This is a genomic window from Streptomyces sp. NPDC059850 (assembly GCF_042731515.1).
Taxonomy (GTDB): domain Bacteria; phylum Actinomycetota; class Actinomycetes; order Streptomycetales; family Streptomycetaceae; genus Streptomyces.
Genome location: NZ_JBHWJI010000025.1, coordinates 67,730 through 82,688 on the forward strand (window position 1 = coordinate 67,730; position 14,959 = coordinate 82,688).

Genomic DNA, 14,959 nt, shown 5'->3' on the forward strand with positions numbered 1-14,959 from the left:
CCCGGCGGGGGGGCCCCCCCCACGCGTCCCACACGCCCGCGCCCCGGGGGGGGGGGGCGGGCCCCGCGCCCCCGCCGCCGGGGGGGGGGGCGGGTTCACCGGGCGCCGGCGATTCGCTCGTCAGACCGTGGGCGCCGGGAGGTCCACCAGGGCGGCGAGGGCCTCGCGGTGGCGGCCCGGGGTACCGAGCAGGGTCTCGGCGCTCTTGGCCCGCTTGAGGTAGAGATGCGCCGGGTGTTCCCAGGTCATGCCGATGCCGCCGTGCAACTGCACGCACTCCTCGGCCGCGTGCACCGCCGCCTGACCGCAGTACGCCTGCGCCACGGCCACCGCGACCGGGGCGTCCGGGCTGTCGGCGGCCAGTGCGTCGGCGGCGTACCGGGCGGTGGCGCGGGCCGAGACCAGCTCGAGGTAGAGCGCCGCCATCCGGTGCTTGAGGGCCTGGAACGACCCGACCGGGCGGCCGAACTGGTGGCGCTCCTTGGTGTGGCGGACCGTCTCGGTCAGGCACCACTCGGCCACGCCCAGCTGCTCGGAGGCGAGCAGTCCGGCGCCGGTCAGCAGTGCCCGTACGACGGCGGCCTCCGCCCGGCCGGGACCGGCCAGCCGCCGCGCGGGGGCACCGGTGAGGGTCACTGCGGCGATGGGCCGGGTCAGGTCGAGCGAGGTCAGGGGCTCCACGGAGACGCTGGCTTCCGTGGTCTCCACGGTGTACAGCCCGTACCCGTCCGGTCCCTCGGCGGGGACGAGCAGCACATCGGCGCCCGCCGCGCCCGCGACATGGGTGATCCGGCCGCTGAGCGTGCCGTCACCGTCCACCCGTACGGTCACGGCCGGGGCGGCGCCGCCGCCGGGCGAGGTGGTGCCGGGCGGGGTGGCCGCCGGAACCGCCAGCGCGCCGACCGTACGGCCGTCGGCGAGGGCGCCGAGCAGCCGCGCCACGGGCTCCTCACCCGTGTCGCAGCCCAGCACGGCGCTGACCGCGAGGACGGCGCTGGTGAGGTACGGCACGGGGGCGACGGCCCGGCCCAGCTCCTCCAGCACGACGGCCGCCTCGCGCGCGGTGGCACCCTGGCCGCCGAGCTTCTCGGGCACGAGCAGCCCCGCCGTGCCCATCTCGCTGCCCAGGGAGCGCCACAGCCCGGGGTCGTGCGCCCGGCCCGTCTCGGCCTCGGAAACCACGGCGCCGGGCGGGCAGCGGTCGGTGAGCAGCGACCGCACGGCCGCGCGCAGGTCGTCCTCGGCCTCGGTGTAGAGCAGGTCCGGGGTGCTCATCGGGGCAGATCCTTCCACGGGACGTCCTTGTCGGTCCGCGGCTCGGGCGGCAGGCCCAGGACGCGTTCGGCGATGATGTTGAGCAGTACCTCGGAGGTGCCGCCCTCGATGGAGTTGCCCTTGGCGCGCAGATAGCGGTAGCCCGCCTCGCGTCCGGTGAAGTCGACGTGTTCGGGGCGGCGCAGCGTCCAGTCGTCGTAGAGCAGGCCCTCCTCCCCCAGCAGTTCGACCTCCAGCGCGCTGATCTCCTGGTTCAGCCGGGCGAAGGCGAGCTTCATGGCCGAGCCCTCGGGGCCGGGCTGTCCGACGGCCAGCTGCTGGCCCAGCCGCTCGCCCGCGAGCCTGGCGGCCTCGGCGTCCACCCACAGCCGCAGCAGCCGCTGGTGCAGATCGTGGGTGCGCAGTTCGGGGCGGTCGCGCCAGGTCCCGGAGACCAGGCCGATCATGCCGCCCTCGCGGGGGACGCGGCCGCCGCCGATGGCGACGCGCTCGTTCATCAGGGTGGTCTGGGCGACCCGCCAGCCCTCGCCGATCTCACCGAGGCGGCGGCTGTCGGGGATGCGTACGCCGGTCAGGAAGACCTCGTTGAACTCGGCCTCGCCGGTGATCTGGCGCAGTGGCCGGACCTCGACCCCGGGGTCGGTCATGTCGCAGACGAAGTAGCTGATGCCGCGGTGCTTGGGCAGGTCGGGGTCGGTGCGGGCGATGAGGATGGCCCAGCGGGCGAGGTGGGCGCTGGACGTCCAGACCTTCTGGCCGTCGACCACCCAGTCGTCGCCGTGGCGCACCGCCCGGGTGGCGAGTGCGGCGAGGTCGGAACCGGCGCCGGGCTCGCTGAACAGCTGGCACCACACCTCCTCGCCGGTCCACAGCGGGCGCAGCAGCCGCTGCCGCTGCTCGTCGGTGCCGAAGCCGAGGATGGTGGGCGCGGCCATGCCGAGGCCGATGCCGATGCGACGGGGGTCGTTGTCGGGCGCTCCGGCGGCGTCGAGTTCGGCGTCCACGACGGCCTGGAGCGAGCGGGGGGCGTCGAGGCCGCCCAGCCCCACCGGGTAGTGCACCCAGGCGAGTCCGGCGTCGAAGCGGGCGCGCAGGAACTCCAGCGGGTCGGTGGTGGCCGGTGGGTGGGCGTCGAGGAGGGCGCGGGTGCGGCGCCGCAGCCCGTCGGCGTCCACGGGGGCGGAATCCGGGGAGGTGTTCTCGGGGGTGCTCATCGGGCGCCTCCCTCGGGCTGTCCGGGGACGACCACGACGCGGCCGGTGGTCACGCCGTCGGCGACGCGCTGGACGGCGTCCGCGGCCCCCTCCAGCGGCACCCGCTCACTGACCAGCGGTTTGACGGCGCCCTGGGCGGCGAGCTTGGTCAGCTCGTCGTGGCAGGCGCGGATCGCGGCCGGGTCGTAGGTGTTGTAGAGGCCCCAGTGGAGCCCGAGGATGGCGTAGTTCTTGACCAGGGCGTGGTTGAGGGCGGCCTGCGGGACGACGCCGCTGGCGAAGCCGACCACCACGATCCGGCCCTCGAACGCGATGCATTTGACGGACTGGGTGAAGGCGTCGCCGCCGACCGGGTCGTAGACGACGTCGGCGCCGCGTCCGCCGGTGGCCTCCTTGACGGCGGCCACGATGTCGTCGGCGCGCCGGTCGAGCACCACGTCGCAGCCCAGTTCGCGGGCGACCCGGGCCTTGTCCGCGCCGCCGACGACCCCGATCACCCGTGCCCCGGCGGCCTTGCCGAGCTGCACGGCGGCGCTGCCGACGCCGCCCGCGGCGGCGTGCACCAGCAGCGTGTCCCCGGCGCGCAGCCCGGCCCGCCGGTGCAGGCCGAACCAGCCCGTCTGGTAGCCGATGTGCAGGGCCGCGGCCTGGGCGTCGTCCAGGGCGTCCGGCGCGGGCAGCACGGTGGCCGCGTCGACGGTCACGTACTCGGCGAAGCCGCCCGCGGGGAGCGTGGGGGTGGCCAGGACGCGCGCGCCCACCTGGCCCCGCGCCCCCTCGCCGACGGCGACGATCTCGCCGCACACCTCGACGCCCGGGGTGAACGGCATGGGCGGCCGTACCTGGTAGTGGCCGCGGCACAGCAGGGCGTCCGGGAAGTTGACGTCGACGGCCCGGACCCGCAGCAGCAGCTCCCCGGGCCCGGCCACCGGATCCGGCACGTCGTCGAGGCGCATCACCTCACGCGGCTCGCCATTATCGTGCACTCGCCATGCCTGCATCCGGTGGCCTCCAGAAGCTGTCGGTAGGGGCGTGAAACGCGTCGGGGCGCACATACTAACCAGTCGGTACGAGCAGGGGAACCGGCTCGTACCGAGGCTTCAGCCATCCTGCCTTCCCGCCCGGCGCGCGGTGAACTCTTATGCAACTCTGGAGGCACCCTTGAGCCCGGGACCTCGACGGACAAGAGTGGGCGGCGACATATCGGTTCCTATCGCAGCGATCCGATAGCCGGAACGGGACGGGAGATGACGACTGTGCCGGACAGCAAGGCGATCGACGAGGCCGAGATGGAGGCCAGACTCCACGGGATCTGTTTCAAAACCGGTCCCCCGCGACGCATCGGCGTCGAACTCGAATGGATCATGTACGACCCGCACGCCCCCGCACGACCCGTCGAGGCGGCCCGGCTGGAAGCCGCGGTCACCGCCCTGCGCGGACTGGGTCTCTCCTCCGCGCTCACCTTCGAACCCGGCGGCCAGGTGGAGCTCAGCTCCCTCCCGGCCGACTCCCTCACCGCGTGTGTGGAGTCCGCCGCCGCCGATCTGGTCCTCGTCCGCGCGCTCCTCGCCGAGCTGGGCCTCGCCATCGCAGGTCATGGACACGACCCATGGCGCCCGCCGCGCAGGATCCTCACCACACCGCGCTACGACTCCATGGAGACCTACTTCAACCGCCGGGGACCGGCGGGGCGCTCCATGATGTGCAACACCGCCTCCGTACAGGTCTGTGTGGACGCCGGGCAGGAGGAGCCCGGCCCGCTGGGCCTCGGGCGGCGCTGGCGGCTGGCCCATCTGCTGGGCGCCGTACTGACCGCCGCGTTCGCCAACTCCCCGCTGCGCGAGGGCCGCCCGACCGGCTTCCGCTCCACCCGGCAGGCGCTGTGGGCGGCGATGGACCCCGGCCGCACGCTGGCCCCGCCCGACGGCCGGGAGCCCCGCGCCGCCTGGGCCCGATACGTGCTGGACGCTCCCGTGATGGCCATCCGGGACGACGGCACGCACTGGGCGGTGCCGGACGGCCTCACCTTCCGGCAGTGGGCCCGCACCGGTCTGCCGCGGCCGCCCACCCAGGACGATCTCGACTTCCATGTCTCGACCCTGTTTCCGCCCGTCCGTCCGCGCGGCCACCTCGAACTGCGCATGATCGACGCCCAGAGCGGCGACGACGGCTGGATCGTGCCCCTCGCCGTGACCGTGGCGCTCTTCGACGACCCGCAGGCCGCGGAGACCGTCTACCGCGTGGTGAAGCCGCTCGCCGAGACGGCGGGCACCCGGCCCGCGCCCTGCAATCCGCTGTGGATGACGGCGTCCCGTGACGCCTTGGCCGACCCCGAGCTGCGCGCCGCCGCCGTGGCCTGCTTCGCCACGGCGCTGGAGGCGCTGCCCCGGATCGGGGCCTCCCCCGCCGTCGTATCCGCCGTCGCCGACTTCGCCGACCGGTATGTCGCCCGTGGCCGATGTCCGGCCGACGATGTGCTCGCCGCCCTTCCCGGGAAGGAGGAACGGTCATGACCGCTTCCGGCCCCGCACTCGACCCCGAGGCGCTGCGACAGCGCGCCGAAACGGTTCTGCGCACCGCGCGCGACCGTACCCATACCCTCACCACCTGTGTGGACGAGAACGACCTCACCGCCCAGCACTCCCCCCTGATGTCGCCGCTGGTCTGGGACCTGGCGCACATCGGCAACCAGGAGGAGCAGTGGCTGCTGCGCGCCGTCGGCGGGCAGGACGCGCTGCGCCCCGAGATCGACTCGGTGTACGACGCGTTCGAGCATCCGCGCTCGGCGCGCCCCTCACTGCCGCTGCTGGCGCCCGCCGAGGCCCGCGGCTATGTCACGGACGTACGCGACCGGGTGCTCGACGTCCTGGAGCGGACCGAGCTGCGCGGCGCCCCGCTGCTCGACGCGGCCTTCGCCTTCGGCATGATCGCGCAGCATGAGCAGCAGCACGACGAGACGATGCTCATCACCCATCAGCTGCGTCGCGGCCCGGCCGCCCTCACCGCCCCGCCGCCGCCCGACACCTCCGGCGGCCCCCTGCCGGACGAGGTGCTGGTCCCCGGCGGCCGGTTCACCATGGGCACCTCGTCCGAGCCCTGGGCGCTGGACAACGAGCGCCCCGCGCACCACCGGCTGGTGCCGCCCTTCTTCATCGACACCACCCCGGTGACCAACGGCGCCTACGCGCAGTTCATCGCCGACGGCGGCTACACCGATCGGCGCTGGTGGACCACCGAGGGCTGGGCGTACATCCAGGAGCACGGCATGAGCGCCCCGCTGTTCTGGCGGCGCGAGGGCGGCCAGTGGCTGCGCCGGCGCTTCGGGGTGACCGAGCCGGTGCCACCGGAGGAGCCGGTGGTCCATGTCAGCTGGTACGAGGCGGACGCCTACGCCCGCTGGGCCGGGCGCCGGCTGCCCACCGAGGAGGAGTGGGAGAAGGCCGCCCGTAACGATCCGGCCAGCGGCCGGTCCCGGCGCTACCCGTGGGGCGACGCGGACCCCACCCCCGACCACGCCAACCTCGGCCAGCGCCATCTGCGGCCCGCACCCGCCGGAAGCTATCCGCAGGGCGCGTCGGCGCTGGGCGTACGGCAGCTGATCGGGGACGTGTGGGAGTGGACGTCGAGCGACTTCCTGCCCTACCCGGGGTTCACCGTCTTCCCGTACCCCGAGTACTCGAAGGTCTTCTTCGGGCCCGCGTACAAGGTGCTGCGCGGCGGCTCGTTCGCCGTGGACGCGGTCGCCTGCCGCGGCACGTTCCGCAACTGGGACCTGCCGGTGCGCCGCCAGATCTTCTCGGGCTTCCGCACCGCCCGCGACGCGTCCCCGGCGGAGGCGGAGTGAGCGCCCGCCGCATCAGCGCGCTCCGGCGCACCGGGGGCGCCGGTGTGTAGGCATCTGGCGTACCTGGGGCCCGAGAGGCCCATCGGCGAGGTCGTCATCGCGCCCGAGCACAGCCTGTTCACGCAGTCATGGGCGCCGCGTCGGCAGGCGCACGGCACCGTCAACGCCGACGGGTTCGGCGTCGGCTGGTACGCCCCGGGCGATCCGGTGCCCGCGCGCTACCGGCGCGCGGGGCCCATCTGGGGCGATCTGTCGTTCGCCGATCTCGCCCGGGTGGTACGGACCGGGGCGCTGATGGGCGCCGTACGGGACGCCACCGTGGCGAGCGCCGACGGCGAGGCGGGCGCCTCGCCCTTCGCCTCCGGCGCCTGGCTGTTCAGCCACAACGGGGCCATCAGCGGCTGGCCGCACACGCTCGCGGGGCTCGCCGAGTCCCTGCCGTCCGCCGATCTGCTCGGTCTCGAGGCTCGCTGCGACTCGGCGCTCGTCTGGGCGCTGACGCTGCACGCGCTGCGGCTGGGCCACGAGCTGTCCGAGGCGCTGGCCCGGACCACCGAGGCGGTGGCCTCCGCCGCGCCCGGTTCGCGGCTCAACCTGCTGCTCATGGACGGGGAGACGATCGCCGCCACCGCCTGGGGCGACACCCTCTGGTACCTGACAGGACCGGACCGCGCCGTCGTGGTCGCCTCCGAGCCGTACGACGACGATCCGCGCTGGACCGAGGTCCCCGACCGCACGCTGCTCACCGCCACCCGCACCGACGTACTTCTCACCGCACTCAAGGAGGGTTCCGCGTGAGCCCCTTCACCGTCACCCGCACCCTGCCCGCCGATGCCACGACCGCGGCCCTGCGCGCCGATGTCGCCGAAGGGCTGGCCCGCACCCCCAAACAGCTGCCGCCGAAGTGGTTCTACGACGCCCGTGGCAGCGAACTCTTCGAGGAGATCACCCGGCTGCCCGAGTACTACCCGACGCGCGCGGAGCGGGAGATCCTGATCGCGCGCGCGGCGGAGATCGCGGACGCCACCGGCGCCCGCACCCTGATCGAGCTGGGCTCCGGATCTTCCGAGAAGACCCGCCATCTGATCGACGCGCTGCCGGAGCTGCACGCCTACGTACCGGTGGATGTCAGCGAAAGCGCGCTGGAGCTGGCCGGGCACGCCCTGCTCGCCGACCATCCGGGGCTGAGGGTGCACGCGCTGGTCGCGGACTTCCTCGGCGGGCTCTCACTGCCCGAGGACGTTCCGGGGCCGCGGCTGCTGGCGTTCCTCGGCGGCACGATCGGCAATCTGCTGCCGCCCGAGCGGGCGGAGTTCCTGGCCTCGGTAAGCGCCCTGCTGTCGCCGGGTGACGCGCTGCTGCTCGGGACCGACCTGGTCAAGGACGAGGCCACGCTCGTCGCCGCGTATGACGACGCGCAGGGCGTCACCGCGGAGTTCAACAAGAACGTGCTTCGGGTGCTCAGCCGCGAACTGGGTGCCGATCTCGACCCCGCGGACTTCGACCATGTGGCGGTGTGGGACGCCGAGCGGGAGTGGATCGAGATGCGGCTGCGGGCGCGCAAGGACCTCACCGTGAAGATCCCCGCGCTGGATCTCGCGGTGTCCTTCGCGGCCGGGGAGGAGGTCCGTACCGAGGTGTCCGCGAAGTTCCGGGAGGAGAAGGTGCGGACCGAACTGGCGGCCGCGGGGCTGGAGTCGAGGCGCTGGTGGACCGACACCGCGGGCCGTTTCGCGCTGTCGCTGGCGGTACGGATGTGACACATGGGGCTGGTGGGACACGGCAGCGCGCCATCGTCACCCTGTGTTCCGCTTGAGCCACCGACTGAATCTATGTGATGCACATCACATTGCCGGAAGAGGGTCGCAGCACAGCGCGCTGTGACCCTTTTCCGCTGTGAACTCCCTCTTGTTGTGGCCAAATCGGTCCCCTTATGTTTAGCCCGCTTTGGCAGCCCGCCTCACGGGCAGCACCTCACAGGCAGCAGGAGAAGGAGCCGTCCATGCCCTTACGGGGACGCCACCGCCGTTACAAGCCCAACCGCATCTCCCGTGCCTCGCTGAGCGTCACGGCGGGCGGCGCCGGAATCGCACTCCCCCTCGTCGCCGCTACGGGCGCGAACGCCGCGTCCAGCGAGACCTGGGACAAGGTCGCCCAGTGCGAGTCCACGAACAACTGGGACATCAACAGCGGGAACGGCTTCTACGGCGGGCTGCAGTTCACCCAGAGCACCTGGGAGGCGTACGGCGGGACGGCCTACGCGGCGCGGGCCGATCTGGCCACCAAGGCCCAGCAGATCGCCGTCGCCGAGAAGGTGCTGGACGGCCAGGGGCCGGGGGCGTGGCCGGTGTGCTCGGGGAAGGCCGGTCTGGGGCAGGACACCGCAGCGCCGCAGAGCGCGCCCAAGGTCGTCCAGACGGCGGCCAAGGAGCGCGCGAACACCGCCGAGCGGGTCCGGGCGAGCAAGCCGACGCCCACCAGCCTGCCGGGCAACGCGACCACGAAGTCCGGGCCCTATGTGGTCGTGGGCGGCGACACGCTGTCCCGGATCGCCGACGCGCAGGATGTGCGCGGCGGCTGGCACGCGCTGTACGAGAGCAACCGCGCGACGGTGGGCTCCGACCCGGACCTGATCTACCCCGGCCAGAAGCTCTCCCTGCGCGTCACCAAGGCCACGCCGGAAGCCGAGGCCAAGCCCGAGGGGAAGACCAGGACCGAGACCAAGCCCGAGGCGAAGCCCCGGGCCAAGCACAGAGCCGAGCCCAAGGCGAAGGCCAAGGCACAGCCCGAGGCGAAGGCCAAGCCGCGGCAGACCGAGCGGCGCGCGAGCAAGCCCGCGGCGAAGCCCGCCGCCGCCACCGGCTTCGCCGCGCCCGTGAGCGGCGTCAGCCCGACCACCGCCTACCGCGCGTCCGGGTCCAGCTGGTCGAGCGGCCATCACACCGGCGTCGACTTCCCGGTGGGAGTCGGCACGTCGGTGAAGGCCGTCGCCACGGGCCAGGTGGTCTCGGCGGGCTGGGCGGACGCCTACGGCTACGAGGTGGTCATCCGGCACGCGGACGGCAAGTACAGCCAGTACGCGCACCTGTCGCAGCTGTCCGTGCGCGCCGGGCAGGGCGTCAACGTCGGCCAGCAGATCGGCCGTTCGGGCTCGACCGGGAACACCACAGGACCGCATCTGCACTTCGAGGTGCGCACCGGGCCCGCCTATGGCTCGGACATCAACCCGCTGAGCTATCTGCGCGCACGCGGCATCAGCATCTGACCGAAGCTCCATTGTCAGTGGGGCGTGCCAGACTCCCTGCCCATGTCCCCGCGCACGCACGATCGGCCCGCCCCGCTCGCCATCGGTGACGACGATCCGCGCCTGACCTACCGGGGCGCGGTGTCCCTTCAGCGCGGACCCGGCTGGACCGCGCCATGGCGGCTGCCGTACGAGGACGCCGCGCTGTATCTCCCCGAGGGCGGGCTGGGGCGCGCCGCGATGCCCTCCGGGGTACGGGTGACCCTGCGCACCGACAGCCGCTCGCTGGTCTGCCGCTACCAGGCCGACCCCGCGCCGAAGCTGAACGGCCCCGAGGAGCGGGCCCGGCTCGACGTGGTGTGCGACGGGCGGCGGACGGCCACCGCCCACCTGGAGACCCACGGCGGGGACGCGGAGGTCCGGGTCGACGGGCTGCCGGGGCGCATGACGGCGGTCGAGCTGTGGCTGCCGTACTACCACCAGTTCCGGCTGCGCGGGCTGTCCCTGGACGCGGGCGCCGCCGTCGAGCGCGACAGCGCGGAACAGCGGCCGCGCTGGGTCCACTTCGGCAGCTCCATCTCGCAGGGGCGCGGGGCCGCGTCGCCGAGCCGGACCTGGGCCGCCCTGGTGGCCCGCCGCGCCAGCTGGGACCTGACCTCGCTGTCCCTCGGCGCGGCCTGCTGCCTCCAGCCGATGACGGCGCGGCTGATGCGGGACCTTCCGGCGGAACTGCTCACCGTCTGCGTCGGGATCAACATCCAGGCGCTCGGCAGCCACAACCGCGACGCGCTCGCCTCGGCGCTCGTCGGCTTCGTGCGCACCGTACGGGAGGGGCATCCGGACACCCCGTTCGCCGTGATGTCGACCATCACCGCGCCCGAGCGGGAGGAGGTGCCCGGGCCCTCGGGGATGACGCTGCGCGAGTGCCGGGCGCACATACGACGGGCCGTCACGCTGCTGCGCGACCACGGCGATGCGAACCTGCACTACATCCACGGCCCGGAGGTGTTCGGCCCCGGCTGTACGCGGCTGCTGCTGGAGCCGGAGGGGCTGGACCGGCTGCACCCCTCGGCCGACGGCCACCCGGTCTTCGCGTCCCGGTTCCTGACGGTGCTGCGGCGCGCCGGATGCGTGCCCTGAGGGGTGCGTACCCGGGTGCGTGCCAGAGGGGTGCGCATTTCGGCTGCGTCAGGACGCCCCGTACACCGCCCCCGGCGGTTCGGCGGCGGCGAGCAGCTTCGCCGCGGCCTCGCCCGCTTCGGCCGGGGTCCAGCGGGCGCCCTTGTCGGCGGTCGGCCCGGGCCGCCAGCCCTCCATGACGGTGATGCGCCCGGCCTCGGCCTCGAAGACCCGTCCGGTGACCCCGGCGCAGGCGGCGGAGCCGAGCCAGACGACGAGCGGTGAGACATTGCCGGGTGCCATCGCGTCGAACGCGCCGGGGGCGTCGGGGGCCGCCATGGTGTCGGCGAACGTCGACTCCGTCATGCGGGTGCGGGCCGCCGGGGCGATGGCGTTGACCTGGATCCCGTAGCGGCCCATCTCCGCCGCGGCGACGAGGGTGAGGCCGACGATCCCGGCCTTGGCGGCCGCGTAGTTGCCCTGCCCGACGCTGCCCAGCAGCCCGGCCCCGGAGCTGGTGTTGACCACCCGCGCGGCGGGCGTCCGGCCCGCCTTCGCCTCGGCGCGCCAGTGCGCGGCGGCGTGCCGGAGGGGCAGGAAATGGCCCCTGAGGTGGACGCGGATGACGGCGTCCCAGTCGTCCTCGCCGAGGTTGACGAGCATGCGGTCGCGCAGGAAACCGGCGTTGTTGACGAGGGTGTCGAGCCTGCCGTATGTGTCGAGCGCGGCGGCGATGAGGGAGGCCGCGCCGTCGGCGGTGGCGATGTCGCCGCCGTGGGCGACGGCCTGGCCGCCCTGGGCGCGGATCTCCTCGACCACCTCCTGGGCGGGTCCCGGGGACTCCCCGGCGCCGTCCGGGCCCACGCCGAGGTCGTTCACGACGACCCGCGCGCCCTCGGCGGCGAAGGCGAGCGCGTGCGCCCGGCCGAGGCCGCGACCGGCTCCGGTGACAACCGCGACGCGTCCGCTGCAGATGCCTGTCATCGTGCTCCTCCTGATCCTTGGCCTGTTGAGGGTGCTACGTCCGCCGGGGGCCGCGCCGCCGCCAGGAACGCCGGGCGCTCGCCGCCGCCGTGGACGGCCAGGCTCGCGCCGGTGATGTACGCGGCGAGGTCCGAGGCGAGGAAGACGCAGGCGTCGCCCGCCTCCGCCGGGGTGGCCAGGCGGCCCAGCGGCACGGTGCGGGACACGGCGGCCACGCCGGTCTCGTCGCCGTAGTGCAGATGCGCGAGTTCGGTGTGGACCATGCCGAGGACCAGGGTGTTGACCCGGATCGCGGGGGCCCATTCCACGGCGAGGGTGCGGGCGAGGCTGTCCAGGCCCGCCTTGGCGGCGCCGTAGGCGGCCGTACCCGGCGAGGGGCGGGTGCCGCTGACACTGCCGATCATCACCACCGATCCGCCGCCCTCCTGATCGCGCATCACCTCGTAGGCGCCGAGAGCGACCGTCATCGGCGCGATCAGGTTCAGCTCCACGACCCGTGCGGCGCGGCGCGGGCCGGACTCGGCGAGCAGCCCGTACGGACTGCCTCCGGCGTTGTTGACGAGGACGTCGAGGCGGCCGTGGGCCTCGCGCACCCAGGCGAAGAAGTCCGCGACGGCGGCCGGGTCCCGTACGTCCAGCGGCCGGAAGCGGGCCGTGCGCCCGGCGGCCGCGACCGGGCCGTCCGGCGGGCGGCGGGCGCAGACCACGACATCGGCGCCTGCCGCGAGCAGGGCCCGGGCGATGCCCGCGCCGACGCCACGGGTGCCGCCGGTGACGACGGCGACGCGTCCGGACAGGTCGATCGAGTGGGCCATGGCTCCCCTCACCCTCCCGCTGTGCGCCGGGCGCTGCTACCTTCACGCCTAACAAACGTTTGGTGGAAAGGTAGCGGATCTGCTCATGGGTGTCTCCACCTCCGCCCCCGAAGCGGGCGTCGCCGTCGTCACCGTGGACTTCCCACCGGTCAACGCCCTTCCCGTACACGGCTGGTACGAGCTGGCCGACGCGCTGCGCGCCGCGGGCGCCGACCCCGGGACGCGCTGCGTGGTCCTGGCCGCCGAGGGCCGGGGGTTCAACGCGGGGGTGGACATCAAGGAGATGCAGCGCGCCGAGGGGCACCAGGCGCTCATCGGTGCCAACCACGGCTGCCACGCGGCGTTCGCGGCCGTCTACGACTGCCCGGTGCCGGTCGTCGCCGCCGTGCACGGCTTCTGTCTCGGCGGCGGCATCGGCCTCGCGGGCAACGCGGACGCGATCGTGGCGGCCGAGGACGCGACGTTCGGTCTGCCGGAGCTGGACCGGGGAGCGCTGGGCGCGGCCACCCATCTGGCTCGCCTCGTCCCCCAGCATCTGATGCGCGCGCTGTACTACACCTCGCGCACCGCGACCGCCGGGGAGCTGCACCGGCACGGCTCGGTGTGGCGGGTGGTGCCGCGCGCCGCGCTGCGGGACGCCGCCCTGGAGCTGGCCCGGGAGATCGCCGCCAAGGACGGCGCGCTGCTGCGTCTCGCCAAGGCGGCCATCAACGGCATCGACCCGGTCGATGTCCACCGCAGCTACCGCTTCGAGCAGGGCTTCACCTTCGAGGCGAATCTCGCGGGGCTCGCCGACAAGCACCGGGACGCGTTCGTATCCGACAGGTCCGGGGGCGGTGAGCGACGGTGAGCGACAAGCGGATGAGCGCGGAGGAGGCCGTCGGCCGGATCGAGAGCGGCATGACGGTCGGCATCGGCGGCTGGGGCTCCCGGCGCAAGCCGATGGCCCTGGTGCGGGCGCTGCTGCGCTCGGACGTCCGCGACCTGACGGTGGTCTCGTACGGCGGGCCGGACGTCGGGCTGCTGGCCGCCGCCGGGAAGATCCGCAAGCTGGTCACGGCCTTCGCCACGCTCGATTCGATCCCGCTGGAGCCGCACTTCCGGGCGGCCCGCGAGCGCGCGGACTTCGAGCTGGTGGAGCTGGACGAGGCGATGTTCCTGTGGGGGCTGACCGCGGCCGTGCACCGGCTTCCCTTCCTGCCGATCCGGGCGGGCCTCGGGTCGGACGTGATGACGGTCAACCCCGGTCTGCGGACGGTGGTCTCGCCGTACGAGGACGGCGAGGAATTGGTGGCCGTACCGGCGCTGCGGCTGGATGTCGCGCTCGTCCACCTCAACCGGGCGGACGCGCAGGGCAACGGCCAGTACCTGGGCCCCGATCCGTACTTCGACGACCTGTTCTGCGAGGCGGCGGAGCAGGCGTATCTCTCCTGCGAACGCGTCGTCGCCCCTTCGGAGTTCCTGGCGGCGGCCGCTCCGCAGTCGCTGCTGGTGGGCCGCCATGCGGTGACCGGCGTGATCGAGACCCCGCACGGCGCGCACTTCACATCCTGCGCCCCCGACTACGGGCGGGACGAGGCGTTCCAGCGGGCGTACGCGCGGGCCGCCGCCGATCCGGCGGCCTGGCGGGAGTTCACCCGGCGGTTCCTGGCGGGGGACGAAGACACGTATCAGGCCGCGGTCGCGGCGTACGCGAAGGAGGGCACGGAGTTATGACCGTCACCCGGGCCGAGTACTGCGTGCTGGCCTGCGCCGAGGCCTGGCGGGGCGACGGGGAGGTGCTGGCCGCCCCGATGGGCCTCGTACCACGGCTCGGCGCCCGGCTGGCGCGGCTCACGTTCGCGCCTGACCTGCTGCTCAGCGACGGCGAGGCGCTGCTGGTCGGCGCCGACGACGAGACCGTGGAGGGCTGGCTGCCGTACCGCCGCCACCTCGCTCTGGTCATGGGCGGCAAGCGCCATGTGATGATGGGCGCGAGCCAGCTCGACGCCCACGGGAACCAGAACATCTCCTGTATCGGCGACTGGAAGCGGCCCCGGCGGCAGCTGCTGGGCGTGCGCGGAGCGCCCGTCAACACGCTCAACAATCCGACGAGTTACTGGGTGCCCCGGCACTCCCCGCGCGTCTTCGTCGAGCGCGTCGACATGGTGTGCGGCGTCGGCTACGACCGGGCCGCTGCCGCCGGTCCCTCCGCGACGCGCTACCACCGCATCCCCCGGGTGGTGACCGACCTGGCGGTGCTCGACTTCGAGACGCCCGGCCGCACCATGCGGGTGCGCTCCCTGCACCCGGGCGTGTCCGCCGAGCGGGTGCGGGAGGCGACCGGCTTCCCGCTCGCCATCGCCGACGGCGCTCCCGCCACCCGGGAGCCGACCGCCGAGGAGCTGCGGCTGATCCGGGAGGTCATCGATCCGGCGGGGCTGCGCGAGCGGGAGGTACGGCCCTGATGGACGCGGCACCGCTG

At 73.8% G+C, this 14,959-nt stretch carries 14 protein-coding genes; 9 read left to right on the forward strand and 5 right to left on the reverse strand.

Going from position 1 to position 14,959, the window contains the following annotated elements; genetic code table 11:
- Positions 1-120: 120 nt before the first annotated feature.
- From ACFV9T_RS21910 to ACFV9T_RS21920, 3 genes are read right to left on the reverse strand one after another with little or no spacing between them, the layout of a single operon-like run.
- The gene (locus ACFV9T_RS21910) at positions 121-1,275 is read right to left on the reverse strand and encodes an acyl-CoA dehydrogenase family protein (RefSeq protein WP_385442838.1); all 1,155 of its coding nucleotides are present in this window, start codon (positions 1,273-1,275) and stop codon (positions 121-123) included.
- Positions 1,272-2,489, reverse strand: coding sequence for an acyl-CoA dehydrogenase family protein (locus ACFV9T_RS21915; RefSeq protein WP_385442841.1), 1,218 nt, complete (start codon positions 2,487-2,489; stop codon positions 1,272-1,274). The genes ACFV9T_RS21910 and ACFV9T_RS21915 overlap by 4 nt, the downstream gene beginning before the upstream one ends.
- Entirely contained in the window at positions 2,486-3,490 is a 1,005-nt protein-coding gene (locus ACFV9T_RS21920; RefSeq protein WP_385442843.1) for an NADPH:quinone oxidoreductase family protein, read from the reverse strand. Before ACFV9T_RS21920 ends, ACFV9T_RS21915 begins: the two co-directional genes overlap by 4 nt.
- A gap of 246 nt (positions 3,491-3,736) precedes the next feature.
- Between ACFV9T_RS21920 and egtA the strand changes: the two genes are divergently transcribed.
- The 6 genes from egtA (at position 3,737) to ACFV9T_RS21950 (ending at position 10,717) form a co-directional block, all read left to right on the forward strand.
- The gene (egtA, locus tag ACFV9T_RS21925; RefSeq protein ID WP_385442845.1) at positions 3,737-5,002 is read left to right on the forward strand and encodes an ergothioneine biosynthesis glutamate--cysteine ligase EgtA; all 1,266 of its coding nucleotides are present in this window, start codon (positions 3,737-3,739) and stop codon (positions 5,000-5,002) included.
- On the forward strand, positions 4,999-6,333 hold the full coding sequence (gene egtB / locus ACFV9T_RS21930; RefSeq protein ID WP_385442846.1) for an ergothioneine biosynthesis protein EgtB: 1,335 nt from the start codon (positions 4,999-5,001) through the stop codon (positions 6,331-6,333). The genes egtA and egtB overlap by 4 nt, the downstream gene beginning before the upstream one ends.
- A gap of 42 nt (positions 6,334-6,375) precedes the next feature.
- Positions 6,376-7,131, forward strand: a complete 756-nt coding sequence (gene egtC, locus ACFV9T_RS21935) for an ergothioneine biosynthesis protein EgtC (RefSeq protein WP_385442848.1) — start codon at positions 6,376-6,378, stop codon at positions 7,129-7,131.
- Positions 7,128-8,093 (forward strand): L-histidine N(alpha)-methyltransferase, encoded by a 966-nt coding sequence (gene egtD, locus ACFV9T_RS21940; protein WP_385442851.1) that lies wholly within the window; start codon positions 7,128-7,130, stop codon positions 8,091-8,093. Before egtC ends, egtD begins: the two co-directional genes overlap by 4 nt.
- Before the next feature lie 242 nt (positions 8,094-8,335).
- Complete coding sequence (locus tag ACFV9T_RS21945; RefSeq protein WP_385442853.1) at positions 8,336-9,598, forward strand: transglycosylase family protein; 1,263 nt, start codon at positions 8,336-8,338, stop codon at positions 9,596-9,598.
- A 42-nt stretch (positions 9,599-9,640) separates the two neighbouring features.
- Complete coding sequence (locus ACFV9T_RS21950) at positions 9,641-10,717, forward strand: SGNH/GDSL hydrolase family protein (protein ID WP_385442854.1); 1,077 nt, start codon at positions 9,641-9,643, stop codon at positions 10,715-10,717.
- Positions 10,718-10,765: 48 nt separating this feature from the next.
- On the opposite strand, the gene ACFV9T_RS21955 is transcribed toward ACFV9T_RS21950, so the two are convergent.
- Positions 10,766-11,680 (reverse strand): SDR family oxidoreductase, encoded by a 915-nt coding sequence (locus ACFV9T_RS21955; protein ID WP_385442857.1) that lies wholly within the window; start codon positions 11,678-11,680, stop codon positions 10,766-10,768.
- Positions 11,677-12,495: an SDR family oxidoreductase gene (locus tag ACFV9T_RS21960; RefSeq protein ID WP_385442859.1), complete on the reverse strand. Its 819-nt coding sequence runs from the start codon at positions 12,493-12,495 to the stop codon at positions 11,677-11,679. The genes ACFV9T_RS21955 and ACFV9T_RS21960 overlap by 4 nt, the downstream gene beginning before the upstream one ends.
- Positions 12,496-12,580: 85 nt before the next feature.
- On the opposite strand from ACFV9T_RS21960, the gene ACFV9T_RS21965 reads away from it, so the two are divergent.
- From ACFV9T_RS21965 to ACFV9T_RS21975, 3 genes are read left to right on the forward strand one after another with little or no spacing between them, the layout of a single operon-like run.
- Complete coding sequence (locus ACFV9T_RS21965) at positions 12,581-13,345, forward strand: enoyl-CoA hydratase family protein (protein WP_385442862.1); 765 nt, start codon at positions 12,581-12,583, stop codon at positions 13,343-13,345.
- On the forward strand, positions 13,342-14,211 hold the full coding sequence (locus ACFV9T_RS21970; RefSeq protein ID WP_385442864.1) for a CoA transferase subunit A: 870 nt from the start codon (positions 13,342-13,344) through the stop codon (positions 14,209-14,211). Before ACFV9T_RS21965 ends, ACFV9T_RS21970 begins: the two co-directional genes overlap by 4 nt.
- Complete coding sequence (locus ACFV9T_RS21975) at positions 14,208-14,942, forward strand: CoA-transferase subunit beta (protein WP_385442865.1); 735 nt, start codon at positions 14,208-14,210, stop codon at positions 14,940-14,942. Before ACFV9T_RS21970 ends, ACFV9T_RS21975 begins: the two co-directional genes overlap by 4 nt.
- Positions 14,943-14,959: the final 17 nt, after the last annotated feature.

Bases quoted from the DNA above. Each gene is read 5' to 3' on its own strand.
- ACFV9T_RS21915 (WP_385442841.1), bottom strand. From the start codon at position 2,489: ATGAGCACCCCCGAGAACACCTCCCCGGATTCCGCCCCCGTGGACGCC.
- egtA (WP_385442845.1), top strand. From the start codon at position 3,737: ATGACGACTGTGCCGGACAGCAAGGCGATCGACGAGGCCGAGATGGAG.
- ACFV9T_RS21960 (WP_385442859.1), bottom strand. From the start codon at position 12,495: ATGGCCCACTCGATCGACCTGTCCGGACGCGTCGCCGTCGTCACCGGC.
- ACFV9T_RS21920 (WP_385442843.1), bottom strand. From the start codon at position 3,490: ATGCAGGCATGGCGAGTGCACGATAATGGCGAGCCGCGTGAGGTGATG.
- ACFV9T_RS21950 (WP_385442854.1), top strand. From the start codon at position 9,641: ATGTCCCCGCGCACGCACGATCGGCCCGCCCCGCTCGCCATCGGTGAC.
- ACFV9T_RS21910 (WP_385442838.1), bottom strand. From the start codon at position 1,275: ATGAGCACCCCGGACCTGCTCTACACCGAGGCCGAGGACGACCTGCGC.
- ACFV9T_RS21965 (WP_385442862.1), top strand. From the start codon at position 12,581: ATGGGTGTCTCCACCTCCGCCCCCGAAGCGGGCGTCGCCGTCGTCACC.
- ACFV9T_RS21955 (WP_385442857.1), bottom strand. From the start codon at position 11,680: ATGACAGGCATCTGCAGCGGACGCGTCGCGGTTGTCACCGGAGCCGGT.
- egtB (WP_385442846.1), top strand. From the start codon at position 4,999: ATGACCGCTTCCGGCCCCGCACTCGACCCCGAGGCGCTGCGACAGCGC.
- ACFV9T_RS21975 (WP_385442865.1), top strand. From the start codon at position 14,208: ATGACCGTCACCCGGGCCGAGTACTGCGTGCTGGCCTGCGCCGAGGCC.
- ACFV9T_RS21945 (WP_385442853.1), top strand. From the start codon at position 8,336: ATGCCCTTACGGGGACGCCACCGCCGTTACAAGCCCAACCGCATCTCC.